We start from the raw sequence: 26,459 nt of genomic DNA, 5'->3' as shown, positions 1-26,459 counted from the left end.
CGGTACGCCTATATCCCTACCAGCCAAATCCTGCGGGGCCTGCGCCATGAAGGATTCGAGCCTTTCATGGTTTGCCAGGCGCGGGTGCGGGATGAGGGAAAGCGGGAATACACCAAGCATATGCTTCGTTTGCGCCATGCCAGCCAGATCAACGGTGCGGAAGCAAACGAGATCATCCTGCTAAACAGCCATGACGGGAGCAGTTCCTACCAGATGATGGCCGGGATGTTCCGGTTCGTATGCGCCAATGGAATGGTGTGCGGAGACACCCTGCATGATATACGGGTGCGGCATAACGGCGATGCCGTGAACACCATCATTGACGGAGCATATACTGTGCTGGAGAGCTTCGAGACCGTCGGCGAGCAGCTTGAAGAAATGAAATCGCTCACGCTGAATGAAGGCGAGCAAATGGCTTTCGCACGAGCCACCCTGACCCTCAAATATGAAGATTCGGAAAAACCGGCGCCGATTACGGAGCGGGATTTGCTGACGCCGCGGCGTTTTTCGGATCGCGCAAGCGACATGTGGACGACATTCAGCCGTGTTCAAGAAAACCTTATCAAGGGCGGCATAAGGGGGCGGAGCAAATCTGGACGCTCCATAAGCACTCGCGCTGTGACGGCATTGACCAGAACGTGAAGCTTAATTGCGCCTTATGGGTGCTGACCGAGGAAATGAGAAAGTTGAAGTAGCTGTATTACAGGGGGCCAGTAGACAATACTGGCCCCCGGCCTTATTTTCCCACGTCAAAAAGTATCTCCAAAATGCCAATGAAAGCACGACCGCTTTCAAATTAATTTTCTTTTCATTGCGTCTCTCCACGAGCCAAGGATTTACGTTCATGGATGTACGCCCTCTATACTGCTCACTTACGGGTTCCGGGGTGGGAGTCAAGGTGAGTTGTGGCGCGCATCCTACTTAAAAGTCTACCGTGGCCGACACCAGTACAGTGCGTGGCGTGCCGAGTGATAAAGTACTGAAAGAGGCCACGCCTGCCCAGTAATTGTGATCGAATGCATTAAGCAGATTGGCGCGGATGATGGTGGATTTTCCAAGCACCTTGGCGCTGTAGCGCGCGCCAAAGTCAAACGTCGTCCAGGAAGGCACGCTCTGCGTATTGGTCTGGTTGATATATCGTTTGCCGGTGTGGACGAGATTGCCGGTCAAGATGAACCCCGGCAGCCACGGCATGTCCCATTCGGCGCCCATATTGGCTTGCAATACCGGCACGCCGACAGGTCTATTGCCCCGCGTCGCAGGATTGCCGGTTTTCGTTAATTCACCATCCACCAGTGTCACACCGGCCAGCAGCCGAACCCCTGACACGAGTTCGCCGAACATGGCGAGTTCCAAGCCTTGATTGCGCTGCTCGCCAGTGAGGGAAAAGACATTGTCCGTGAGCAGAGGACTGGGCCGCCTGATCTGGAAGAGACTTAGCGTGGTAATCAGGCGGCCGTAATCGACCTTGACACCGACCTCAATCTGTTCAGTTTTGTAGGGCGCAAGAGCTTGGCCGGCATTGACTGCGATCTGAGGGGCAATGTCACCCTTGCTAAGCCCTTCCATACGGTTGGCGTAGATCGAGACGTTTTTCCAGGGCCGGACGACCAAGCCCACCAGCGGTGTGATCGCCCCCTTGTCGTAGGTGGACGTGACGGCGCCTGTTGAGCTGAAATTGTCCGATCTGACCTGCTGGAAGCGCACACCCAGGGTAAGCAATATACGCTCTTCTGCCATGGATACGGTATCGGTTAATGCGCCTCCATAGAATTCGGTCTCCGAGACTTTCATCAGACCAGGCGTGGCCAGGGCTTGACCGGGACGGTCAATCGGGGAATACATGTTGGACAATACTGCTGTGCCAGCGGTGGAGCCTCGCTCCAGGCGATCACGATAACCGGTGCCTTGAAGCGTCACGTTGTGGCGAATGGGACCGGTATTGAACCGGGCGCGCAATCCGCCATCTGCGCTGGAGCGGTCAATACCGAACCTGAAAAACATCGGTACTGAACTGGTATCGCCGGCGGCATTCTGGATCGTCGGCGTCTGATCCGATAGCCGATCCACCCATGTGTGGGCACCGCCGACACTCGCGAACAATGTCAGCGCGTCGGACAGGTCATATTCGGCCTTGAGCAGGAGCCCCGCATCCTTGATTTTCGACCAGCTCCAGGGTTGAGTGACGTTGCGCCGGCCATTGGGCGCCGACGGCACGGCAACCCCGGCAGCAACCAGGAACGGGCGTGACGGGGCCTTGAACCGCTCATACTGGCCGAAGGCGTCAAGCGTTGCCCGAAACCGTTCGCCCTGATAGTCGAGCGCCACGGAAGCGATATCCGCTTGGCGGAACTGGTTGTCCAGGAGCGTATCGCCCTGATGATGACTGCCGTTGAGCCGTATGCCGAACTGGCGATCCGCCCCGAAGCGCCGGGCGATATCGAGGTGTCCGCCTCCCTGCGCGCCTGATAAATAGTTGCCCGTGAGTCGGGTCAGGTCGGCCAAGGCACGCTTGGGAACAATATTGATGACGCCGCCAACACCGCTGTTCGGGGATATCCCATACAGCAGCGCAGCAGGCCCCTTGAGCACCTCGATACGTTCGGTGTATTCGGTAAATATCCGGTAGTTGGGGGCCACGCCGTACTGCCCATCGAAAGCGAATTCCCCCACGTTGCCTTCACCGATCGGAAAGCCGCGAATATAGAAGGAATCGACGACACCGCCGCGTTGACCGGTAGAGCGGACTGAGGGATCCCTGGTCAAGAGGTCGGCTGCCGTGATTGCGTGCTGGTTCTGCATCATCTGTGAGGTATAGCTGCTGATGCTGAAAGGAGCCTTCATGAGGTCCATATTGCCGAGCACGCCGAGTCGTCCGCCGCGCGCAACTTGTCCGCCGGCATAGGGTTGTGGAAGCTCATCAGGACGTTCCGCGCTGATTTTCATCTCAGGAAGTGTCGTGACATCGCCGGCGGCACCTTCTTGCTTTTCCTTTTTGGCAGCTTCTTGTTTTTCCTTTGGCGCAGTTTGCGCATGAACAGGGCTGATGAATCCCGCAGTCAACAGGCCTACAAAGACCATACGTATGGCAAAAGCCAGGGACTTGAGCAGCATGCGCATGCAGGCGCACGAGGAGAGCGAGATAGAAGGCAGCTTGCGCAACACAGTGTTTTCCTTTTTCTTATTTTCTTAATATGCACTGTAATATGCACTGGCTGGCAAATGCTGGCTGGTGCGGTTCTACACGGCTACTGCAGAAAAACCTGCATATTGTAATCGAGAATCATTCTCTCATGTAAAAGAAAATACTGCGAGAACTCAAATAACAGAGTTGCATATATACCCAGTAAAAGTCTGAAGAGGCAGGGAGACCGTCCTTTCTCCTCTTCCTGAAATGTTTCTCCTCCTTGTTCTGGATCATCACCGAAGCTGACCGCAGCGTGACTACATTTCTTTTGCCAGACTAGTACTAAGCTTCATGCCGGTGCCTGCAGCGGCTTTTCCTTTTCCTTTTTCATTTCTTAGTCATCTAACTACTCGCAAGCGTGCCATCTCCTGCCATCTTTATCGTCGCGAGTGCTGCAAGCTAGCGCACCGCTACATATGGATTTGGTGGAGGGGACCCGGGAACAGGAGGTCGCGTAATGCAGTTTTGGAAAGGAGATCGCGTCATCCGTCTCTATATAAAAGCAGATAAATCCTCGAATGTAAGAAAATAGTATAGGTAGATGCTCAGGCTGAGTTCACCGCCTTCCTGCTTCTTATGCCTATGTCAGATAATACGAATTGTTATCATTATTATTAATATTATCATTGTTAATGATTGTACCTTTGTTACATCCGTAATGAGGCAAAGTCAGCTATCTTTTGGCTATTGTCGCTTAGTCCTTTTTCGCAGTAGCCCTGCTCCTTTGGAAAAAGGGACTAGTCATGCTCCTGTAGGGAAACGGCTATGTGCTGAAAGGACCGATTATCGGAATAAAAAAAGTAAACAGAGAAACTCCAATTAACTTAGACCTTAGGTGCCAAATGATTTTTCGGAATGTCCTAGATGGTATAGGGAAGACGCCTGTTGTTAAGCTCTCCCGTCTGTTCAATGATCCACGATTTGAAGTGTTAGCAAAGCTGGAAATGGCCAATCCCGGGGGCAGCATCAAAGATAGGCCAGCAAAGTACATCATAGAGCGTGGATTAGCAGATGGATCCATCGGCCCCAGATCCCACATCATCGAAAGCTCCTCCGGAAATTTTGCTATTGCACTGGCCATGATTTGCAGTTTGCATAAATTGCGATTCACCGCCGTAGTTGATCCAAAAATGTCACCCACGAACCGGAGAATTATCGAGTGCTATGGGGGCAATATCGAGCTTGTTACAGAGAAGGATCGCCAAGGCGGGTATTTAGAAACCCGAATCGAGCGGGTTAAGAGCATGTTGCGTGAGCAACCGGATGCAATATGGCCCAATCAATATGCCAATGAGCGTAATTGGCAAAGCCATTATTACGGTGAGGGGGAGGAGCTTCTACACGATTTCGATTACCCCCCGGACTATTTAGTGTTAGGTGTTAGCACCTCAGGCACTATCCACGGCATCACCCGACGTCTGCGAGAAGCATGGCCCGACTTAAAAGTCATTCCTGTCGATGCCTTCGGTTCAATACTGTTTGGCACCCCGCCGGCAGTTCGCGAACTTCCCGGATTAGGTGCGAGCCGAGTACCTGAACTATTGAAGCGAGAGGAGCTCGGGCAGGCTATTCACGTTGATGACTATGAATCTGCTGTGGCCTGCCGTCAGTTAGTAAAGTACGAAGGAATTTTCGCAGGAGGCTCTTCCGGTTCTGTCATTGCCGCTATACAGCGCATCTGCGCTTCCTTAATGAAGCCTGCCCGCTTTCTCACGATCTTGCCAGATCGAGGAGAGCGTTATCTGGATACCGTATATAACGACCAATGGGTGGCACGCATGAAGGAACGCCATTTGGCTCGTACCCTAAAAATCTTTACTGAAACCACTCTTGAACAAAAAGTATGAAAACCTCAACTTCCTCTCCAACCTTGCTCTATCTTAGCCAAAACGATCTACGCGCATTAGGAGGCGGACAGTCCCACCCTTACGTTGAGGCGATAGTGGATGGATTGGTCTCCCATGCTCGCGGCGACTACGTTCAACCGCTCAAACCATATCTACGCTGGCCAGGAGCAGATCATATTGCTGATCGCATTATCGCCATGCCGTGCTATTTGGGTGGCGAACAGCCAGTCGCCGGGTTGAAATGGGTGGGCAGCCGCCAGCACAACCCCAGCCGCTTTGATCTTGAGCGCGCCAGCGCAATCATTGTTCTTAACGATACGCAAACCAATTACCCGATCGCAATCCTGGAAGGTTCGTTGATCAGCGGGATGCGCACTGCCGCTATTACTGCAGTCGCGACTCGCTATCTAGCTCGGGAAGGTTTTACCGATGTAGCGTGCATCGGATGCGGCCCCATAGCGCGCATGCAAATGCAGACACTACTGGAACAGTTTCCTTGTATCGAACGTATTCATCTATTCGATTTGTCGGGCGCAGCTGTCGAGACATTGATCGCCGCTCTTATGGAAAATTACTCCGAGGTGAATTTTATTAATGCCGGCTCGGCAGAATCGGCAGTGCGTGCGGCGGACGTTGTTGTAACTTGCACAGTAACGGATTCACCCTACCTGGCCTATGAGTGGCTTAGATCCGGTGTGTTCATCAGCAACATCTCCATTATGGACGTTCATAAGAACGTTTATGAGAAGGCTGACAAGGTAGTTGTAGATGACTGGGACCAATCTAACCGCGAGAAAAAAATTATCAACCAGCTGGTGCTGGAAGGACGCTTTAGCCGCGAACGGCTACATGCGGAACTAGGAGAGATCGTTATCGGGCGTCGGCCTGGCCGAGAAAATGATGACGAGATTATTCTGCTCAATCCAATGGGCATGGCACTCGACGACATCGTTTGCGCTCGCCATTTTTACCGCCTTGCATATGAGCAGGGAATCGGCATCCAGCTCCCGCTGTACGGTTGATCTGTATAGCCCATGCTTCCTCATACATATGCAACTCGGTTGGCTCAGGATGTGCTCGATGCACTTTGGTTGGAAGACCTCTACGGTTTTCGCACCCATTGCACAATGAGTTCACTGCCTGAGGGCAAAAGCGTTCTTAACATTGCCCTGAATAATACTCGGTCGTTAAGCTGGCAGGTGGAGTGGGTAGATGGTTTGAGGCCATTCCGGATTCTGAACCCTCTCGCGGTTTTGCATACTGGAGAGCACACATCAGACGTTGATATCAATAAGGTTGCTGAGGTGTTGCAAACCGCAGAATGGTGGCGGGATCAAACCGGACGCTTTGCGCGATTCTTCAGCCTCGCCCACGCCCAGGCTGCTTTCACAGCAGCACATGAGCGTAATATCACAACACGGCTTCTCAGTGCCCCAGAAGATTTGCTGTCCTGGGAAGCTTTAAGCTGCTTGAAGGACCGGCCATTTCATCCTCTAGCCCGAGCCAAGGATTGGAGCGGCAGCGATGGTTGCGTTTACGCTCCTGAAACGGCAACCGCACTTCCGCTACGATGGGTTGCGATATCGCGAGATCGAATAGTTAGCGGGTCAGAAGCGCCCATGGTCGGGCAGCCCTTAGCTGAGAATCTGCTTGATCCTACACAGCATAAGAAGTTGGGGGAAATTGCTCGTGCTCGCCACGTTGATAATGAAGACTGGTTGTGGTTGCCGATTCATCCGTGGCAATGGGAGCATCTTATCCAGACGACTTCTCCAAAACTCAATGAATGTGTTGATCTTGGTGCAGGATTTGGAACAGCTGTTCCCACCGCTTCACTACGTTCCCTAGCCATTACTGGGTATCCCGACATCCATCTCAAGCTCGCGCTTTCCGTTCGCACCCTGGGTGCAATCCGCACCTTACCGCCTCGCTATCTGCACAATGGTACCCTTGCTAGCACTTATCTGGAATCTTTGCGCATTAAGGATGACTGGCTGGCAGCCAATCTGTTGCTGTGCGAGGAGGATTGCTGGTGGGCGATGCGGCAATCGGACTCTCTCGTATCCGAGCCGGGAGAGTTCGCCTGCATGATTCGTCGCTATCCGGCGCTACCTGGTGCAACTTTGATTCCAATGGCGGCATTGCCCGTAGTCTCGATTGATGGCAGATTGCCCGCATTTGATTACCTGATTGGCCTTAACGGACAGGAAGAAGCCGCGTGGGCCATGTTTGAGGATATCGCCACCGCCTTGCTCGAGCTGGGACTGCGCTGCTTCGCTCATGGCGCCATGCCTGAGCTGCATGGGCAAAATGTACTGCTGGCTTTCAAGGATCAGCGTATTTCCACGCTGGTGCTGCGTGACCACGACACCTTGCGCATTTGCCACGCGATGCAGACCCAGGGTGTAACAATTCCCCATTATATCGTCGACCGCTCCACGCCAAATACACTAGAACTGAATACGCCTCAGGAACTGCTGGCCTATCTGCAAACACTGGCCATTGAGGTCAATCTATACGCCATTCTCGCCGCATTGGCTACACGCTATAAACGAGAAGAAAGCCATGGTTGGAATATCGTACGGCATGCACTCGAAACATGCCTATCGCGCGTTCCATTACCCTCGAAAATAGCCAGTCAGGCCAAAAGCCTGCTGCTCGAGGAATCCTCCTGGCCATTCAAGCAATTGCTTGCTCCGCTACTTGGCACTATAAGTTTCAGTACCGGTATGCCGAGCGCCATGGGTCAGCTCCCCAATCCATTGCTAGCCATTAGTCGGACTAGTATTGAGGTGAATCGGCGTGGAGGAACAATCTATGCGTAACCTTACAGTGCTACTCGTCTGCCAAGCAGTAACCACGCTAGGGCTGATGGTCTTTGTTCCCATTATGCCGTTGTATATCGCAACGCTGGAACAAATGGATGGGAGCAGTGCAGGGCACTGGAGCAGCCTCGCGCTGTCGGCACCTGCTTTGGGAACATTATGTTTCGCTCCTTACGTTGGCAAATGGTGCGACCGTTTCGGCTACAAGCAAATGCTGTTGATTTCACTGTGCGTATTCATCGCCAGCATGCTGCTGATGGCGCTGGGATCAACTGTATACGGCTTTATGTTGGGCCGTCTGCTACAGGGCGTCAGTACCATTGGAGTGGTACTGACTGCCTTCATCGGGTATATCAGCGATGACACCTCACGCGGCCGCTCATTGGGGTTGCAGGAAAGCGCGATTGCGAGCGGCGCCTTGGCCGGCCCCGTTCTGGGCGGCATCATGCTGGACTATTGGTCGCTTAAGCCATTGCTGCTTACCAGCGCCATGCTTACGGGAGTTGCTGGCGGAATACTTTGGAGCAAACTTAGCGAGCCACGAAAAGCAGTGCCGATCTCAGGTCTGTCTTTTTTTGGTTTGCGTACCGTACTCAGCGACAGCAATCTGCGCAACTGGATGTTGGCTGCCTGTTTAATTCAGGCAGCTGCATTCGCCTTCGTCAATGTCTTCGCGCTTTACCTGTCGGCGCGTTTTCCTAGCGGTGAGGCAATTGCCAGCAAGGTGGGCCTGCTGCACGCCCTGGGCTGGCTCGCAACCATGCTGGCTGCTCCGCTATGGGGTCATTTAAACGACCGGGGTGAACCACGACGTTATTTCATTATCGCCGCCATGGGTTGCGCGCTATCGACCGGTTTGCTGGTTGTAATCGATGAGATCTGGCTTATCGCCTTGTTGAGATTGGGTCAAGGGGCTTGTTATGCAGCACTGATGCAGTCGGTATTGCTAGCTTGCAGCCGGCAGTTGCCGGCCTCCGAATATGGCCATGTGACAGGATTAAGCAGGAGCTTCATGGTGGTTGGCCAACTCGCAGGTCCGTTGCTTATTATGCTTCTTCTGCCCGTCTTTTCCCCTATCAGCCTCGTCTGGCCTGTTGCCGTACTGTTCTTCATCGGGGGCTTACTGGTTCTTTACAATCGTACCGCTTGCTTCTCTTTTGCAGAGATAAGGAAATGACTGCGATCTTGTTACCTCTTCCGCAAATGGCCCCAATAGAGCGACGCATGGTGGAGCAGTATCTCAATACCTATTGCCGGGAAACAGGGTATTTTGATCCGCGTCTTGCGGCGGATGAGGCGGGGCCAATTGAACTTCATCCCTACATTGAAGCGTGGCGGGCGGCAGGATTGGCACCATACCTCGTTTCGTTTGCACGGGCCGGGTATCAGCTGGCGGGGGCATTTTCCTGCTTCTCACCAATCGGTTATAACCGCCTGGCACCATTCGCATGGATTGGCCATGATGGCGAATGGCAACCTCTGATATATGACGTTACCCCACTTGTTGATCTGATTGCTGATGAACTTGCTTTAAACAGCTCTCAGCCTCCGGAAATAGTGGAAAACAACCGTCAGAGGTTGAAAACACTAATGAGGAATAGCATAGCCCAAGTCCGGCGCTTCCATTTACATAAGCCTGTCGAGGAGCGCCCGCCTTTCGTTAGAGCTGAGCAAAGCCTTCGCTTTGGCCACATTTTCCATGTCACCTCAAAGGCTGCCGAAGGGTTCAGCGAAGAAGACATGCAACGCTATGCCCCTGAACTAAGCGCTTCATTTCGATTGCATTACTTTGCTGTCAAGACGAGCATGATGGACATGCGTGTCGTCAGTGGGAAACCTCCTTCCCTTGACCCGGAAGTGGCAATGTTCTCCCGGAATCCGCTTGCGGATGGAAATTATGGATTATTGCCCTGTCATCCTTGGCAGGCAAACTACCTGCTGGATCTGCCGGAAATACGCCTGATGCTAAAGGACGGGGAGTTAATTTCGCTTGGCCCTCTAGGCGAGGTGGCATGGCCCACGTCTTCCGTACGCACCGTGTGGCTTCCTCATCAAAGCTTATTTCTTAAGCTGTCACTAAATATCCGCATTACTAATTTCATACGCAACAATCCAACCGAGCAGGTAAGGCGTGCGTTGGACGCAAGCCTGGCACTGTCCTTACTGCCTGACCACGTGCTCCAGCAGCCCGCATTCCGCATTCTCCCGGAATTAGCGAGTCAGACGCTGAAGCTGCCGAATGAAGCTTTGCGTGCAGCCTGTGCAGTGGTTTACCGGCAAGGGATTTCCACAAGTGAAGCAGGACAGGTTCGGCCTATAGTGGCGGTACTGGAAGAACCCGCCGATGGGGAAATACCGTTACTGGCCTTATTGCGCGAAGCTGCCCAGGCAAAACCGCTTGACGAGGAGCTGATCCGTAGATGGTGGAAATGCTACCTCGACATTACCCTGTTGCCTATGCTCAGTCTGTTTTTGAGGTATGGCGTCAGCCTTGAAGCCCACCTGCAAAACACCTTGATTGCTTTCCACGATGGCTGGCCAGTGCGTGGTTACGTGCGAGACATGGAAGGTGTCAGCATCAGCCGGGACCGCTTCCCCTTCCTCGATTGCCTGCCCCTTGATAGTCCCGCCCTCTACACGGAGGAACAGGCTTGGCACCGTTTCCAGTATTACGTCCTGGTGAATCATATAGGTCACGTTATCGCATGTCTGGCTCGCACTGGACTGATTACAGAGTCCACGTTATATCGGGATACTACGATGGTTCTGAGTTCGATAGATGACTCTCTAATACGACAACTACTTGTTCAAGCCACCTTGCCCGCGAAGGCCAATATGCTCAGCAGCTTTTACCAGCATGGCGAGCGTCCTTTATGGGTGCACATACCTAACTTTCTAGTTCAAAGATGACGCAATGAATTCATCTGACTACAACAACCTTATTAATAGCCCGGCTTACCACCAGGCTAGCCGTCGAGTATTACGCCAACTGTTGGAGGCGCTGTTGTTTGAAGAGGCTCTTCCACATTGCACCTGGGATGGCAAAAAACTGAACATTCCGGCCCGTACTTCTAATAACACCCTTATCAGTTATCAGTGCCAAGCTCGTCAGACTATCAGCTTTGGCCGCGTACGCATCACTACCCCATTGCTGCGCATTGAGCGCGGTGTAAGCGACGAAGCTTGTGATCCTGCCTTATTCATGGCCGAGATTGCGCCTTGGCTAACCGCAGACGAGAGCCGGCTCAGCCAGTTTTCGGCAGAATTATTGGCGACACAGATCAAGGATGCACAAGCGCTGTTTGCACGGGATGGAAAGCTATTGCGCGGGGAAGATTATGACACCCTGGAGGCAAGGCTGACCGACGGCCATCTCTATCATCCCGCTTACAAATCCCGCACCGGCTTTACCCTGGGTGATAACAAGATGTATGGGCCAGAAATGGCCGCTCCCATGACACCAATCTTGCTCGCCGTCGCCCGCAGCCGTTGTCGTTGGGCAATTAGCAGTACGATGGGCGACGATGAAGAAAGAAGCATTGTGATGTTGGGGGAAGCTGGCTCAAAGTATTTTTGTGACCAAATAATCCAACGCGGATTACAGCCAGAAGATTATCTGCCATTGCCGGTTCATCCATGGCAATGGGATGAAGTCGTTCTGCCAAGCTATCACCAGTCCATGGCGCGGGGAGAACTGCTGGCGATAGGCTTATTAACTGACCAGTATTTGCCTCAGCAGTCGATTCGTACCTTAAGTAACTTGAGTAACGGAGAACGGTTGTCGCTCAAATTTTCGATGAACTTCGTCAATACGTCCACCTCACGGGTGCTGGCGCCGCACACTGTAGAAAATGCTCCTGTTATTAGCGATTGGATGCATGCCTTGGCGGAACGCACTGACTGGTCTTCACCTCTGGCGCGTCCCGTACTGTTACGGGAAGTAGCCGGCGTGAGCTTTACCCCACAGGGTACTGCTCATGGGCAATACGGTGCATTGTCATGCATCTGGCGCGAAAGCGTGCATAGCTATTTGCGTGGGAGAGAAAAGGCCATACCCATGACGGCAGTAATGCACATTGATACTGATGGCAAGCCCTTCATTGATCCATGGATACAGCGGTATGGGGCCGAACAATGGCTAAGACGACTTGTCGAGCGAGCGTATCTGCCCGTGCTGCATCTGCTTTGGGAACATGGCACGGCGTTGGAGTCCCATGCGCAGAATATGGTGCTGTTGATGGAGGAGGGGCTACCCACCCGGGTCGCCCTTAAGGACTTCCATGATGGAGTGCGCTTCAGTAAAGCGCTGTTGTCTTCACCTGCTCCCGTACTCACCGCTCCGCCTAAGGAGCACGTGCAAATCAACCCCAACTCTTTCCTGGAAACAGCAGCTGCAGATGAGTTGAGGGATTTTACCTTTGATGCGCTTTTTTTCGTCAATCTGGCGGAGCTGGCCTGGGTATTCCTGTGTCACTACGGCACTACAGAACAACGATTCTGGCAAATCACGGGGGATGTGTTGCGGGCGCACCAGAAACGTCATCCTCAGAGTAAAGGGCGCTATGCCTTGTTCGATTGCTTCGCGGATGATGTAAGCGTCGAGTTGCTGGCAAGCCGTCGTTTTCAACCAGAAGTCCGATTACGCACGAAGCGTGCGATTAACCCCCTTGCCAAGGTTGAAGAGCTATGCACCTGAAGGGACGCCTGCAAGCAGGCGATGTAGTGTATGGCGTGTTCTGTTCCATTCCAGCTGCGCTGAGTGTCGAGCTAATCGCTGCGGCTGGCTACGATTTCGTCGTAATTGATCTGGAGCATACATTAATCAATCCCAACCAACTCGCTGCCATGCTTTTGGCGGCACGCGCCAGCAATATTGCTGCACTAGTCCGTGTGGCCTCGCCTCATCAGGTCTTGCAAGTATTAGATGCGGGGGCAGAAGGAATTGTGTTCCCGCGTATTCGCACAGCACAAGCAGCACGAGATGCAGTTAGCTTTTGCCATTTCGCCCCCATGGGACAGCGCGGTCTTAACTCTACTTGGCATAGCCGGTACGGTCGCGACGACTTGGCGAGATTTACGAATATGGCAGGAGAGCAAACCTTGGTGGTGGTAATGATTGAAGACCGTGAAGGTCTTGATAACGTCGAGGAAATTGCCGGGGTAGAGGGGGTGGACGTCCTGCTGGAAGGTGCAGCCGATCTCTCGCAATCGTTCGGTCTCCCCTGGCAGACACATCATCCGAAGGTGCGGGTAGGGGTATCACTTGTTAGCGCCGTAGCCCGTGCTCACCATAAAACGTTCTGTGCCATCCCGCGAGTACCTGGAGATTTCGAATCAGCTTATCGTGATGATATTCGTATGTTCATTCTTGGCGATGACCGAGGCATTACGCGTCGAGCCATGGCGGAGCATCTGGTGAAGCACCAGACTAAGGTTATCTCCCAATGAACCTGCAACATTTACAAGATTATCTGCACAGCCACGCACAGGGTCACTCGCAGCCCTACCATCAGCCAGTATGTGCCTATCTTTACGATCTCGAGCATCTACGTCGGCGCGCGGATATGCTGCGCCGTAGCTTGCCATCGCAGTGCATGCTGTTTTACGCGATCAAAGCAAACAGCGATGAGCCGATACTGAAGGCATTGCTCAATCACACAGACGGCTTTGAAGCGGCGTCCCTGGGCGAGATCCTGCGTGTGCGCGCTATCGATGATTCCGTGCCTATCGTATTCGGTGGGCCCTGCAAGAGCGATATTGAACTGGAAGGCGCGCTCAGTCATCGCATCGCGCTGATCCACGTGGAAAGTGAGCACCAGTTGCGGCGCCTGAACTGGATTGCTTGGCAGCGTAATGAAGTGGCAGATATTCTAATTCGGGTTAATCCGGCCCACGTGCCGCAACACGCGACACTACGCATGGGCGGGCAAGCCACTCAATTTGGCATAGAGGAAGCCCAAGTTCCATCTTTGCTCGAACTAATCCAGACCCTGTCCAACATTAACCTTAGGGGCCTGCATATCCATGCGATTTCCAATAATCTCGATGCAAATACCCACCTCGCCTTGGTAAAACATTACTTTGACCTGGCAGAGGACTGGCAGCAACGCTATGGGCTGAAGTTTGAGTGGTTGAACGTTGGCGGCGGCATTGGTGTGAACTATGCCGACCCGAATGCACCTTTCGACTGGGAAAACTTTTGTGATGGCCTGGCGAGGTTGGTTAGCGCACATCAGCCGGGCTTCAAGATTGTCTTCGAGTGCGGCCGCTTTCTTGCTGCAGACTGCGGCTGCTATATAAGTGAAGTCATCGACATAAAGAGCGCCTACGGGAAGCATTTTGCTATACTTCGCGGCGGCTCGCATCACTTTCGGCTACCGGTTTCCTGGCAACACAATCATCCCTTCCTCGTGTTGCCGCAGGATGACTGGCATTACCCTTTTTCGCGTCCAGCTGTGCACAATGCTCCAGTCACGCTTTGTGGCGAGTTATGCACCCCCAAGGACACGCTTGCCCGCGAGGTTCATGTCGAACGCCTTCGAGCCGGCGATCGGGTCGTCTTTTTGCTCGCAGGGGCTTACGGTTGGCACATTTCGCATCACGATTTTTTAAGCCATCCTCATCCCGAACGCTTGTTTCTCGATAATTAATAAAAAAAGGATTAACCATGCTCTGTTCGCTTCCCATTCATTTTGTGCCCGTCAAGCAGATCCGTCCCAACGAATGCCACTACTCCAACCATGCAATGGCCTTGGCGGATGTGATTCTGCACGAGCAGCTCTGGCGTATTCCTATTGCTCTTGAAAGGACCAGCCATGCTGTCATGGACGGTCATCATCGCCTGAGGGCGGCTCAACAGCTCAAGCTGAAGTACGTTCCCTGCCTGCTGCTTGATTATGATTACGTGAAAGTCCATGCAACCCGTGACAGCTACCTCGTTAACCCTGAGGAAATCATACGTCGCGCTAGAACGGGTGAGTTATATCCACCGAAAACGACTCGTCACCTGTTTCCATCGCCTTTTCCTCTTTGCAACATTTCATTGCCATTGCTACAAGGTCAAGCCGAACTACGGCCTTCGATGACATCGCAATGCTCTCTGGCTAGCTGAGCCGTATATTCTTATTTAACAGAATCAATGGGAAAACGGGTTTAAGTAAAAGCTGGTATAGCGTCTAGAAAAATGACGTAATGAGACGTATAATCATTTCTGTCTGCTTACTTATATACATATAGCATAATGCATTGATGGGGCTCGATAAGCAATTACATAAAGGCTTACAAGTTACAAGAGGAGTAGCAGGCGGCTTTAAATTTCCGTGATTGCTGGAGCGGACTAATAACTAGAAACTAGAAAAATAAATTATGAAAAATAATTGCTTCTCAGCAATCGTTGCAGCTTCCCTAATATCTTTGATTCAGCAGGCAAACGCTCAGCTTTCCGCTCAGGCTGAGCCAGGAAAACAGCTTCCCGCTGTAACTGTTACCGGAGAACGCGTAGGGAGCTTCAAATCGGACACGGTGCAGGTCGGGACATTCCGCGACATGGCGCCTATTGATGTCCCCCAGACCAGCAATGTCGTGACGAGGGAAGTGCTGGATGCGCAAGCAACCACCAGTTTGTTCGGTGCTTTGCGCAATACCGCCGGTGTGACTCGCGCGCAACTGAACGGTTCGACATACGACAATCTCTCGATCCGCGGGATTCTCGTGGAGAATCGCAGCAATTATCGGCTCAATGGATTCATGCCGATCATCAACCTGATCGATATTCCGATGGAGAACAAGGAGCGCGTTGAAGTACTTAAAGGCGTCTCCTCTCTGTATTATGGATTTGTGCCTCCCTCTGGCATTGTCAACATGGTCACCAAGCGCGCTGGCAAGGATCCCATCGCTAATGTTTCGTTGATGGCGAATATCTATGGCGGCGTCAATACACACATTGATCTTGGCCGACGTTTCGGGGATGCACAGCAATTCGGGGCGCGTATCAATCTTCTCGCCGGGAGAGAAGATATCGGTATTCATAATTTTTCCGGTCACCGCGCACTGATGTCGGGGGCTTTTGACTGGCGCGTCACCGATCAGCTTTCCATCAAGTTCGATGTGGAACATTATCGTAAGGAGGCTTCGGAGCAGGCCGCAATCCAGGCGCCTGCAGCGGTGAATGGCGTGATAACGCTGCCGCCTGTTCCAAATGCCCGCCGCAACCTTGCGGGGGAGTGGCAGAAATATGATGCCGAAGCGACCAACCTGCTGCTTCGCGCCGACTACGCACTGAGCGACAACTGGGGGCTGTTACTTGAAGCCGGTAAGGCGCGTACCATGCGCGACCGTAATTTTTCCCAATTCCAGAATTACAATCTTGCCACGGGCCAGGGTACGCTGCGCATCTTCTTTAATCGGAATCAGGTTTGGGATAACGAAAATCTCCGTGCAGAAGTTTTCGGCCGCTTGCCGGGCCGGTTCATCACGCATGAAGTATCCCTGGGTTTTGTTGGTAACGAACGGAGCCAGGATCCGCGCACTTCATCTACTGCCGATGTGGCGCAGAATCTGTTCCATCCGAATGACATCGCGCGATTATCCCCCACCGCCCCATTCCGCTCTAACTTCTCGAAAATAACGGATCTGGGTGTGTATCTATCCGATCGCATTTTGATTGCGGACAGACTGCAGGTAATGTTGGGAGTGCGCGGCAGCTTCTATGAGAGTGTCGGAACCAACACTCACTTTAAGGCAACCAACGTTAATCCATCGCTATCACTGCTGTACAAGATCATTCCCAATGTATCGCTCTATGCAAGTTACATCGAGGGAGTCGAAGAGAGCGGGCAGGCGCCGGCTAATCGCGCCAACAGCGGTGAGATCCTCGCCCCGGCGGTATCAAAGCAAAAGGAAGCAGGCGTAAAGGCGATGGTCGCAGAAGGGATACTGCTACAAGTAGCCTACTTCGATATCAAGCGCGCCTCGACTACTGTTGATGCAGCCAACCGCTTTGTTTTGAACGGGATGGCGCAGTATAGCGGCTTTGAGCTGGCGGCTTCCGGGGAGATAACCAAGCAACTGTCCCTTATCGGATCAGCCCTGTTCATGGAGGCCAAGCAGTTAAATAGGGATAATCCTGCGACGTTTGGCCGGATACCGGATAACACGCCGGAGCGTACGGCGAGCCTCTTTGCGGAGTATCGTTTGCAGAGCGTGCCCGGCCTGGCCCTTGGCGCCGGTGTGTACTATGTGGGCAGGCGTCCAGTCAACACTGCAAATCAGGCTTTCGTGGATGACTACGCTATATTGTCTCTTAATGCGCGTTATGCAACCCGCATAGCGGGTAAGCGCACCACGATCCAGGCGGTGGTGGATAACGTAACCAACAGCAACTACTGGAGTACCGCAGGTAATGGCTTGCTCGGTGTAGGGGCTCCTATCATGGCCAAAACCGTGGCGCGGGTCGAATTCTGACTGATCCCATTCCGATGGGGGAAGGCAACCTCATGGAGGGCTCAGTTCCTCCCCCGTTAGTAAGGGCTATTCAAGGTCTCTCTCATGAGAACACGTAGAGTTGTCTTCAATATTCACCTTTATATTGGTCTTGCTGCCGGCCTGTTTCTGATTCTGAGTGGACTGACTGGGAGCATGGTTGTTTTTCGGGATGAAATTGAAGGACTTACTCATCCCGAACTCATGGAAACAGCGGTAGGCGAGGAACGCCTTCCTGTGCAGGCTGTGCTGGATGCAGTCAAACGCGCATACCCTGAGGATAAGCTTCTTTATCTACGCATGCCGCGAACTCCGCAGCAAACTTATCTGTTCAAGATGAATAACGCTCACGACTTGTTCGTGTATGCGGATCCTTACACTGGGGAAGTGCTCGGCGGGCATCGTCAGAAAGACACCTTCATGGGATGGATCGCACTGCTGCATACGGAACTGCTGGTTGGCGAGCTCGGGAAAAACATTCTCGGCGTCAGCGCCTTACTATTGATCTGCCTGTGCGGGACGGGACTCTTCCTGTGGTGGCCGCCCAATGGAATAAGAAATATTTCCAGAGGCTTTAAAATCGGTTGGACAGCACCCTGGAAAAAATTTATTTTTGATGCCCATCGCGCTTTTGGCGCCTATACCATAATCTTTTTGATCATTGTTGCATTCACCGGCGTTTCCCTGGTTTTCAACAAGACTGTAGCTGAACTCATCAATTCCCTGACAGCCAGTGCGTCAAGACCTTCCCCGCCCAATTCAAGAGTAGATGAAACTGCGGACTCTATACCTTCCCTTGACGCACTATTAAATCATGCCGACCACATCCTTCCTGCCCCAACTACCTGGATAACTTTCCCTCAGACACCTCAGGCTCCGCTTGTCGTGCGCAAGAAAACACCTGATGAGTTTAATCCTAATGGTCGAAGCTTCGTCTATTTCGATCAATATACGGGAGACGTATTACTCGTCGAAAATGCATCAAATGCTTCTTTGGGAGCCCGCATTTTTAACACTTTTTATCCCATTCATACCGGAGTAATCGGTGGACTGGCCACTCGCATGTTGCAAGTGGTGATCGGCTTCGCCCCTCTTTTTTTATTTGCAACGGGCTATATGATGTGGAGAAATAGAAGAAAGGCAAGGGCGTATAAAAACAACTCTAAAGTTGCCTATTAGTTCCACCCTGCAGGACATAATTTTGAATTTTCTTATACCAGAACCTGTTCTGGCGTAGCTAATGATTATTTGCTCTCACACAGTTTTAAAAATGATGTGATAGGGCATCGATCAAAAATCAAAAACGTATTTAGTGATGGGCTTTCTGGGGGATTAATCGGCCTCTCATTAGAGCTAGCCTTAACGAGAGGTTGTCACGAGGGTATATGCAAGTAGATAACAGAACGTTCAAACACGAATGCCAGGAGGGCAAGGAACTGTTTGTGTGGCTGCTGGATCAATCGCAGGAAGACCTTCTGGAATTGCTTGCTGTCTGCACCGCGGCCTCGATTAATCCCGTATCGGCCGGGAGAATACTCTATCGAAAGAGGTTGCAGCGCTCATGTCCGCTCTGAATCTCGACATGGCTGGTGGGAAGCGACAGTTGGGAATTACCTGTCGCATGTTAGCAAAGACCACATTTTCACGATTGTGGCCCAGGCGGTATCTGTCATGTTCCCGAATTTATAGATTCCTCGTTTTTGAGATAGCGCATTGCTTCAGTGCAGGCTCTCAGCACAAACAGCGAAGTTGCAACCTCACTCCCAACAAGAATTCGGGTGGGATGACGCATGCGGTTCCATTCATAAGCTCTATAAAGGTGCCTGCCTTTGCCTTCCCCCATCGTCTGGTTTAGCACGTTTAGGCCAGCAGCTATAACTCCGTCATGTCTTGGCTCATATGCCAGCAGCACGAGCGCGGATACGGCCAAGGCGGCATCGAAGGCATTGAGGGAATACCCGACTAGCTCATCCTTGCAATACTGCTGGGCAATCCGGCGCATGTCTTCAATTTTTCCTTTAGGATCAAGGATGCGTTTATCTATATCAGCGAGGGTTGAGTAAGTTCGGTACATGCGCCCCAAATAATAGACATAAATTTCTGGCAGATAATACTTGAAGGCCGTTTCATGACAGAAATTGCCACTTGCAAAAGCTCGATAATGAAAATCAAGCAACCGCTGTAAAAAGGCCAGGTTTTCACCCTCTAAAGCCAACCATTGTTTCCGGTTAACAAGAATGGCGTCCAGAATGTCCATGTTATGACCCGGACAAATCTCATTACCTAATATTTCCCGGATTATCCTACCGTCTCTCTTGAATGTTTTATCAAACCATATCGGCACGGCACCCTCGTAGTCGAGGGGCTTGGTGATCAGAATGGTGGGTGGATTTGAGCTGTATTTACCACCTACTTGGTATTCGCTAATAATTTCCACCCAAGGATAATTCAGCAATGACTCACAAGCTTCGAGAAGCACTTTATCCGCCGTCAGTTGCTCCCGCTGTACAAAAACAAGCCACTTTCTAGCCATCGCCAAAGTAAGAAAGGTGGTATCCGTATCTGGAACGAAATCACCGAATCCCAGGTCTCGTTTCTTTTGCAGGGCGTCTTCGGACAGTCGACAAAGAGGTCGTCCCTCCGCATCTTTGGGCAAGCAGGTGATAGCGGGGTGCCGGATATGGTTATTCGGTGTCTCAAGCCACTCCTGACTGCTACACACGCAATAGCGCAGTAGATTTTCCAGGACCGGGACGAGACGAGCATAATGCCGTCGCGAAGCATCCGAATCTAAAAACACAAGCAAATGCTCGAAAAAATTGACATCCGAAAAGGCAATTCTGTGCCAGATCCAGGCAAAGGATGCAGACATAGGCTCGCAAATCCCGCGATACGATCTGCGGATGAACCTGAGCCGGACGGGATTCGTCATCAGAAAGCAGCGCATTAATGCAAACAACACCGTGATGTTTTTATATTCGAAGGAACCCACCCCCTGAAGCACGTTGATGAAATTCTTACCATCCATATGGTCATCGCCCGACAACTCGACCTGTGCGGCAACTGGAAACCAAGGATCGTTCTTATCTTTATCCCAAATCCGTAAAATGTCCTGGAGACAGTTATCGATCATCTTCTGCAAATCTGTTCGAGTCAGCTCGTTGTCGAGTTGCTCAGCCTTTTCGCGTTGCTGCCACCGGGGATTTTCGATGCTATCAAGAAGGCGAGCCAAAGAACTGAAGGTAGTTTCAATCCATAGCGGATCTTGCCAGTTGTCAGCGTTAGCTTGCATGGCTTTACGCATCATCTCTTGATAAGGGGATATTTCTGTCAGACTTATAGCAGGGTGTCGGCAACCTTTGAGAATTAAATACTTCAGGACAGGATGGCCGGCCAGTTTCTTGTATATGAGCCGAAGATTGAAGCCGGCCGGGGTAGGGCACTCGCCTTCAAGGATGGGCTGATCGCAGATATCATAGAGGCTTGCCTTTCTTGTCATTGCTTTTATCCCCGGAACCGGGTTGGGGAAAATTTTTCCCATTTGATGGTAACTTTTCCTCCGGCGAGGGTGTACTGGATGGCATTGAACAGGAGATTATCAATACCTGTTCCTACCTGGAGCGATTCGCATAAACGGAAATGGGTTCATTATTTTCCAGCAGGTTGTCCATGGGCTCATGCCGCAAATCCGCTCACTTCCGAAACTGGCATCCACTCCGGCCCGGTACCTGCACCTTGTTGTCCTGATTTCTTGATTGGCCTATCAGCCAACTCTGCAACCGTTTCGAGTAGTGTCAACAGCTGCACAGGCTTGCAAAGATACCTCTGAAAACCTGCACCGTGCGCGTAGGCTTGCGCCTCCTCCTTGCCTGGAGCGGAGAGCGCAATGGCAAGGGTATTTCTGCCTTTATCCGTGGAAAAATCCTGCACGGCCTGAACGAACTGGTAGCCGTTCATTCGCGTCATGTTGATGTCGCAAACAATCACATCGGGGCAGAACGTCCGCAGCCGCTCCAATCCTTGAACTGCGGTGAGGCAGGTAATGACCTGCGCTCCATAAAAAGACAACATAAGTTCGGTGAGGTCCAACGCTTCTGGTTCGTCATCGATGATCAAGACCTTGATTCCGGAAAGAAGTGTCAAATTTCTGCGCAGCATTCCTAGTCTCCTGTTGGGCGGGATATTCGTCTTCCCAATGCTGAAGGGGCAATGGTTGACGACCGAGCGCAGACAGTATCACGAGTTGTTTACGCCAATCGTTCGCTACCGCACCCTCTGCTAGCCGCAACCCAACTACGAGAAGTAAAGAAGGGCAAGGGGCATCTCAAGATCTTGCCAGAGGATAAGGTAAGTTATTAGCTATTGGTCCTTAGGAGATAATGGGGAGAGCAGCGATCGAAGTAGGTCAGCGTCTGCGAAGCGACCGTGTGGTTGCCGCGTTAAACCGGTTGGCCGCGCGCCGAGGTCCTCCCCAATATCTTTTTGTCGACAATGGAGCCGAATTCTCGGGGCAGCTGCTCGATCTCTGGGCCTACCATCACAAGGCACGGATCGACTTCAGTCGACCGGGAAAACCCACGGATAATTGCCACATTGAGACGTTTAACGGATTATTCCGGGAAGAGTGCCTTAACTTGCACTGGTTTGAAACGCTGGAAGAGACCAAAGCGATCGTCGAGGACTGGAGGCGGGACTACAACGAGAGCCGGCCTCACTCGACTCTCAATGACCTGTCGCCAGCCGAATTTCTACGACGGACAGGCCTTCCAGATCCTGGCCGGGTTGAACCAATGCCGAAAACCAACTTGCGGAATGGTCCCGAAAATCCCAGCGACTCAGATGGTTGCGATATGGTCACTTAGTTTGACACTTCTTTGTGATAGCAGGAACCCCATGCCATTACTTCGCCGTCCTCCAGTATGGCGCCTGACCTCAATCCACCCTGTCTAGACTCGGATCCACCCTATAGTCTTGACTACCGATTGGGCGATTATGGGAAATAAAGTTTGACCTTCTTCAGATAGCGTGTATCCTACAGTAGGTCTTTTGGATTCAAGCTGTAAAACGATACCTCTGGTTGACTCTTCCCCTTGATATTCAGTGGCTGATCACTTGCAGATCACTGTGAGTGGAATTTTATTAAGGAGAAATGACATGGCAACAGAAACAGGTATTGTGAAATGGTTTAGCGATGATAAAGGCTTTGGCTTTATTACCTCAGATGAAGGCGGAAAAGATTTGTTTGCCCACTTCTCTTCAATTGTGGGTGAAGGTTTCAAAACGCTGCACGAAGCCCAGCGTGTCACTTTTGATGTGATAACCGGTCCCAAGGGTTTACAAGCATCGAATATTAGACCTCAGTAAAAAGTCAGCAAAGCAAACGAAAATCCCAAAACAGGATTTTCGTTTGAGAAATTGTAACGTCCCCCCGCAGTTAACCCGCGCCCGCTTCTCAGTCCCCGAACTCTCTACTATTTACAGTTATCCTGTTGCGGAACTCCGCCTGGAGTTAATGAGCCTTGTGGCGCCCTAGGCCATGTCACTCGTTTTCTTTCGCCGTTGAGTATTCTCAAATGCCTCTGGGGTGACTGCGTTCGCATTCATGGCACTGGCTCTGGATTGACTCAAGACCAGCTTGACAAATTGTTTCAGCATTCAATCGCCTTGACCCTGAGACGGGTTCTGAGGAAGACAGTGGCCTCTGATTGATCGTTACCAAAAATTGGTTGAATTTATGGGAGGAGAAATGGGTGTCAAAAGTGTTGTGGTGGCGGTAGCGCATTCTGGATCGATCTGGAGTCAGGCGGTCCCCCCGCAATCAAATATCAACTGATAGCGGGACAACGAACGGACTATGAGAGCATGGTTCGGTAATTTAAAGGGCTTTCTTTAGGAAATCATCAACGGTTCGAATAAACGGGAACAGCTTTTGATGATTTAATAATTCATAGTGCGTGCCCGCGACCAGAATCGAAGTCAAAGGGCCAATTTCCCAATCCGCGGTTATCTTTCACTCAAGGAATCACCCTTCGAACGACTAACTAATACGCATCGCGGCTTAGGGTGGAGATGAGTGAACGGTACGTAATATAAAAAACCTAATCGAGGTTGAGACTCATACTGCAACTTACACATAGCGATACAGGAGCTATGACTACTCAAACATTGGACGAGAGGATAGCTCGATAGAAGTCGCAAAGCAGACGAACCTGTGCGTTGACTTTACATCCATCAACTAGGAGCTGCACAATGCTGCCGAGTTGCTGATTCTCACAGGTCTCGTAGATTCCGAGACCCGTGCTCCAGTATTCGATCGGGGGGAGCTACTGGGAGCTCTGCTCGGACTGGCAAATGTGCCGGCAGAGGATCCTAGAAGACGGGAATGAAAGCGTGCGGGAGATGCATTGCTCGGTGAGAAAACAAAATAAGGATGCCGTGCTAGCCAAAAAAAAGAGCATGAATCGCTGATATTTTTACCCATGATAACGTATTTTATCATGGGTAAAATTTCCCTTTCCCAGGCGACCAGCTAGAGGCCTACACGATCATTTTCTGCATCCACCGCTCCAGAAGGTTATAAATTTGCAAACAGCGATTTGTTCAAAAAGGGATTCTTTCGGCTCAAAGCGACTGTGGTGGCTCTGGATCATCTCAAACCTAGCGGCCCTAACGCTATGCGGGATCCCTCCACTCAATGATTGATGCGACGACAGTTTACTCGGAGGTACGTGGAGCACTTATGGAGCACTTGGAAATAAATACTCACGAAAAAGAACAACAAGTCACAATACAGAAAGAACGGCAAGTTATTGAAGAGTCGATTATTATTTGTTGTGACCTATTGTGACTTCATGTTTATAAGCGACTCATAATCCCTTGGTCGTTGGTTCGAGTCCAACCAGAGCACCATAAACAAAGGCTTGCGTATAAAATTGTAAGCCTTTTTCTTTTTAAGGGCATTGGTAGAGTACTTGATCAAAAGTCTCTCCTCCAAACCAATTGCATCCTTCTCGAGGAGTAAGGGCTTATAAATGGCAGGGCTCCGTCAGGAGAGAAGACGTTCCCGTAAGGTGGAGGAGAATCCTGCGGGGTTTACACTGTACGTATCGACGCCGCCATGCGTGTGCTGCATGCGTTCCAGAAGAAGGCAAAATCTGGCATCATCACTTCGCAACCGGACGGGCAGTTGATCGAGAACGGTTGAAGGCAGTGCTCGCCCCTATATGAGGGTAAATGGAGATCATGAGGACACACAAAGAGCATTCTCAAGGTACCGTCAATGTACTGGCTAACCCCGGTTTTGACGGTGGAGAGGAACCATCGGCGAAGTCGGTCCTCGCGGTCAAGCTAAACGAGCTGATCGGCAGGCGAGGCTTAAGTCAGACGCGGCTGCTCGCCTCACCGGCATGACGCTGCCGAAAGTGTCCCAAATTCAGTGCTACAAGCTGCAGAACATCTTGCTCGAGGGTTTGATGCAGGCGGTAGCTACCATCAAGGTAACGTGTAATGTCACGGGATAGATTAGCTGAGTTGAGCCGGTTAATAGCCGGCCTGGCTGTCTATATCTCATGCACCTGCTTCGCTCAAGCAGAAATATTGAGCGGTCGCGTCGTCAAGATCGCCGATGGCGATACCCTGACAGTCCTCGACAAATCAAACCGGCAGCACAAGATCAGACTTTTGGGAATTGATGCGCCTGAACATGCACAGCCGTTTGGCACCGTATCCCGGCAAAACCTGGCTGATCTGGTATTTGGCAAAACAGTTACCGTGGAGTGGCACAAGCAAGACCGCTATCAGCGTGTTTTGGGAAAAGTGCTGCTGAATGGGCAGGACGTAAACCTGAAGCAGATCAAGGCCGGGCTGGCATGGCATTACAAACAGTATGACAAAGATCTGCGGCGGGCTGATAAGCAGCTTTATGCCGAGGCTCAGAAGGCAGCCAGTCTCAAGGGCATTGGACTGTGGAATGATGTGGCGCCTGTCGCACCGTGGGATTTCCGGCACAATAAGTCTCCATCAGTTGCAGACGATGGGTGCGAGATCAGGCTTGGTGAATTCCGGTACAAGATCGACCCCGTCATTTGTGGGATTTGTCGGAATGCCCTCAAGTCTGCCTCCACCCTGCCCGGACTCATGGAGCTTGTGCGTCTTGCAACTCGTCCCGCTTCCGATGGAGCTAATTGAATCGAGGCCAGCTCTTATGCAACGCGACAGTGGGGGCGGGTAAAAAAGTTGGCACCCATACGTTCTGATGGACTACCTATCGGCTTAAATAGAGGAACATGATGGGAACTATGTACAAATTTCCGACTGCAAAAACACCTTCTCCTGCAATTAATCTTGTCAGGGTCAAGACTTCGCTACTTAAAGTGAAGACGGCATGGAGTCTAAGCTAGGTTTTTCCCAACTGGCATGTATAGGTCTGTTGATAACTGTCTGATCTTGTGTCTCAGCTTGGGTTTTCTGTGCTAATCAGGATTGCGGCAGACTTTTCGCAATGAGAAAAATCGTTCCCCTGATAAGACAGGAAAAAACAGGATTTTTTCACCCATAAGAAAAATGCTATTTGCTCTAAATTGGCCGTATGAACGATGCGCAACGGCTAAGAGGGAGCGGATAGCATGGATAGGGATGACGAGGCATGGCGTTCACTTTGGACACTTGAAATGATTTCCCGAACGGCAGTGCACCAATCCGGTGTCACAGCCAGAGTGACGCGCTCGCCAAATAATCCAAAGATAGACCGTATTTCGCTTGAAAATAAGGACAGCCTGGATCCCTCACGCTGGGATCTGCGCGACATTTCCAAACAGCTCATGGCGCTGTGGTTGGAAGGAAGTTTTGAGCGCGCATGAAGACTGCATACGAGCGTCATTTTCGCACCTGGACCAGCTATCCAAACGTAATCACCTCTGTTTGCTTTCCCAGGGTCTTTAGCAGCAGCTTGTAGGTATCGAGATCAAACTTCATGGATGAGCGCATCCCGGGCACATCATCCAAACCGGCTTCATTGTCCACCGTTCCCAGGTGGCACCAGTAGTCGAAGACATGCACTTCCGATCGGCCGGATGACGCATTGTATTCCCGTATGCCGATCCTGCCGGGATAGGGCCATGA

20 protein-coding genes and 2 pseudogenes are annotated in these 26,459 nt (G+C 51.5%); 18 read left to right on the top strand and 4 right to left on the bottom strand.

Features of this window, described 5'->3' with window-relative positions; all coding sequences use genetic code 11:
• Positions 1-642, top strand: a 642-nt coding sequence (locus tag BMY01_RS16335) for a DUF932 domain-containing protein (protein WP_439331415.1), incomplete at its 5' end; no start/stop codon positions are given.
• A 279-nt stretch (positions 643-921) separates the two neighbouring features.
• On the opposite strand, the gene BMY01_RS16330 is transcribed toward BMY01_RS16335, so the two are convergent.
• Positions 922-3,165, bottom strand: coding sequence for a TonB-dependent receptor (locus BMY01_RS16330; RefSeq protein WP_217638693.1), 2,244 nt, complete (start codon positions 3,163-3,165; stop codon positions 922-924).
• Positions 3,166-3,954: 789 nt separating this feature from the next.
• Between BMY01_RS16330 and sbnA the strand changes: the two genes are divergently transcribed.
• From sbnA to BMY01_RS16270, 12 genes are all read left to right on the top strand, one after another.
• Entirely contained in the window at positions 3,955-5,034 is a 1,080-nt protein-coding gene (gene sbnA, locus BMY01_RS16325) for a 2,3-diaminopropionate biosynthesis protein SbnA (RefSeq protein WP_254772800.1), read from the top strand.
• Positions 5,031-6,056, top strand: coding sequence for a 2,3-diaminopropionate biosynthesis protein SbnB (sbnB, locus tag BMY01_RS16320; protein WP_074749175.1), 1,026 nt, complete (start codon positions 5,031-5,033; stop codon positions 6,054-6,056). The genes sbnA and sbnB overlap by 4 nt, the downstream gene beginning before the upstream one ends.
• A gap of 12 nt (positions 6,057-6,068) precedes the next feature.
• Positions 6,069-7,859: an IucA/IucC family protein gene (locus BMY01_RS16315; RefSeq protein ID WP_074749174.1), complete on the top strand. Its 1,791-nt coding sequence runs from the start codon at positions 6,069-6,071 to the stop codon at positions 7,857-7,859.
• On the top strand, positions 7,852-9,036 hold the full coding sequence (locus tag BMY01_RS16310) for an MFS transporter (protein ID WP_074749173.1): 1,185 nt from the start codon (positions 7,852-7,854) through the stop codon (positions 9,034-9,036). Before BMY01_RS16315 ends, BMY01_RS16310 begins: the two co-directional genes overlap by 8 nt.
• Positions 9,033-10,769 (top strand): IucA/IucC family protein, encoded by a 1,737-nt coding sequence (locus tag BMY01_RS16305; RefSeq protein ID WP_074749172.1) that lies wholly within the window; start codon positions 9,033-9,035, stop codon positions 10,767-10,769. Before BMY01_RS16310 ends, BMY01_RS16305 begins: the two co-directional genes overlap by 4 nt.
• Before the next feature lie 4 nt (positions 10,770-10,773).
• A complete protein-coding gene (locus BMY01_RS16300; RefSeq protein ID WP_074749171.1) occupies positions 10,774-12,555 on the top strand; it encodes an IucA/IucC family protein in 1,782 nt (593 codons plus the stop codon).
• Entirely contained in the window at positions 12,546-13,307 is a 762-nt protein-coding gene (locus BMY01_RS16295; protein ID WP_074749170.1) for an HpcH/HpaI aldolase family protein, read from the top strand. Before BMY01_RS16300 ends, BMY01_RS16295 begins: the two co-directional genes overlap by 10 nt.
• A complete protein-coding gene (locus BMY01_RS16290) occupies positions 13,304-14,509 on the top strand; it encodes a type III PLP-dependent enzyme (RefSeq protein ID WP_074749169.1) in 1,206 nt (401 codons plus the stop codon). The genes BMY01_RS16295 and BMY01_RS16290 overlap by 4 nt, the downstream gene beginning before the upstream one ends.
• A gap of 17 nt (positions 14,510-14,526) precedes the next feature.
• The gene (locus tag BMY01_RS16285) at positions 14,527-14,970 is read left to right on the top strand and encodes a ParB N-terminal domain-containing protein (protein WP_074749168.1); all 444 of its coding nucleotides are present in this window, start codon (positions 14,527-14,529) and stop codon (positions 14,968-14,970) included.
• A gap of 254 nt (positions 14,971-15,224) precedes the next feature.
• Positions 15,225-17,321 (top strand): TonB-dependent siderophore receptor, encoded by a 2,097-nt coding sequence (locus BMY01_RS16280; protein ID WP_074749167.1) that lies wholly within the window; start codon positions 15,225-15,227, stop codon positions 17,319-17,321.
• Between the two features lie 84 nt (positions 17,322-17,405).
• Positions 17,406-18,518 (top strand): PepSY-associated TM helix domain-containing protein, encoded by a 1,113-nt coding sequence (locus BMY01_RS16275; protein ID WP_074749166.1) that lies wholly within the window; start codon positions 17,406-17,408, stop codon positions 18,516-18,518.
• 206 nt (positions 18,519-18,724) lie between these two features.
• The gene (locus tag BMY01_RS16270) at positions 18,725-18,913 is read left to right on the top strand and encodes a hypothetical protein (RefSeq protein WP_074749165.1); all 189 of its coding nucleotides are present in this window, start codon (positions 18,725-18,727) and stop codon (positions 18,911-18,913) included.
• Positions 18,914-19,008: 95 nt separating this feature from the next.
• Here the strand turns inward: BMY01_RS16270 and BMY01_RS16265 are convergent, their stop codons facing one another.
• Together BMY01_RS16265 and BMY01_RS16260 are read right to left on the bottom strand one after the other, a co-directional pair.
• On the bottom strand, positions 19,009-20,880 hold the full coding sequence (locus BMY01_RS16265; protein WP_217638692.1) for a hypothetical protein: 1,872 nt from the start codon (positions 20,878-20,880) through the stop codon (positions 19,009-19,011).
• A gap of 134 nt (positions 20,881-21,014) precedes the next feature.
• Complete coding sequence (locus BMY01_RS16260; RefSeq protein WP_074749163.1) at positions 21,015-21,497, bottom strand: response regulator; 483 nt, start codon at positions 21,495-21,497, stop codon at positions 21,015-21,017.
• Positions 21,498-21,730: 233 nt separating this feature from the next.
• On the opposite strand from BMY01_RS16260, the pseudogene BMY01_RS16255 reads away from it, so the two are divergent.
• From BMY01_RS16255 to BMY01_RS16235, 5 genes and pseudogenes are all read left to right on the top strand, one after another.
• Positions 21,731-22,105: pseudogene (locus BMY01_RS16255) on the top strand (integrase core domain-containing protein); the annotation flags it as partial.
• 388 nt (positions 22,106-22,493) lie between these two features.
• Positions 22,494-22,703 (top strand): cold-shock protein, encoded by a 210-nt coding sequence (locus BMY01_RS16250; RefSeq protein WP_074749162.1) that lies wholly within the window; start codon positions 22,494-22,496, stop codon positions 22,701-22,703.
• A 1,878-nt stretch (positions 22,704-24,581) separates the two neighbouring features.
• Positions 24,582-24,749: a helix-turn-helix domain-containing protein gene (locus BMY01_RS18500; RefSeq protein ID WP_254772798.1), complete on the top strand. Its 168-nt coding sequence runs from the start codon at positions 24,582-24,584 to the stop codon at positions 24,747-24,749.
• Between the two features lie 96 nt (positions 24,750-24,845).
• Positions 24,846-25,526: a thermonuclease family protein gene (locus tag BMY01_RS16240; protein ID WP_175463303.1), complete on the top strand. Its 681-nt coding sequence runs from the start codon at positions 24,846-24,848 to the stop codon at positions 25,524-25,526.
• Positions 25,527-25,963: 437 nt separating this feature from the next.
• Positions 25,964-26,197, top strand: a complete 234-nt coding sequence (locus tag BMY01_RS16235; RefSeq protein WP_074749160.1) for a hypothetical protein — start codon at positions 25,964-25,966, stop codon at positions 26,195-26,197.
• Positions 26,198-26,234: 37 nt separating this feature from the next.
• On the opposite strand, the pseudogene BMY01_RS16230 reads toward BMY01_RS16235, so the two are convergent.
• Positions 26,235-26,459, bottom strand: a pseudogene (locus BMY01_RS16230) (DNA polymerase III subunit epsilon); the annotation flags it as partial.

The sequence above is a fragment of the Nitrosospira multiformis genome (assembly GCF_900110185.1).
In the GTDB taxonomy this organism is placed as follows: domain Bacteria; phylum Pseudomonadota; class Gammaproteobacteria; order Burkholderiales; family Nitrosomonadaceae; genus Nitrosospira; species Nitrosospira multiformis_A.
Note: the sequence above shows the minus strand (reverse complement) of the source record. Positions and strands in the feature narration are given on the sequence as shown.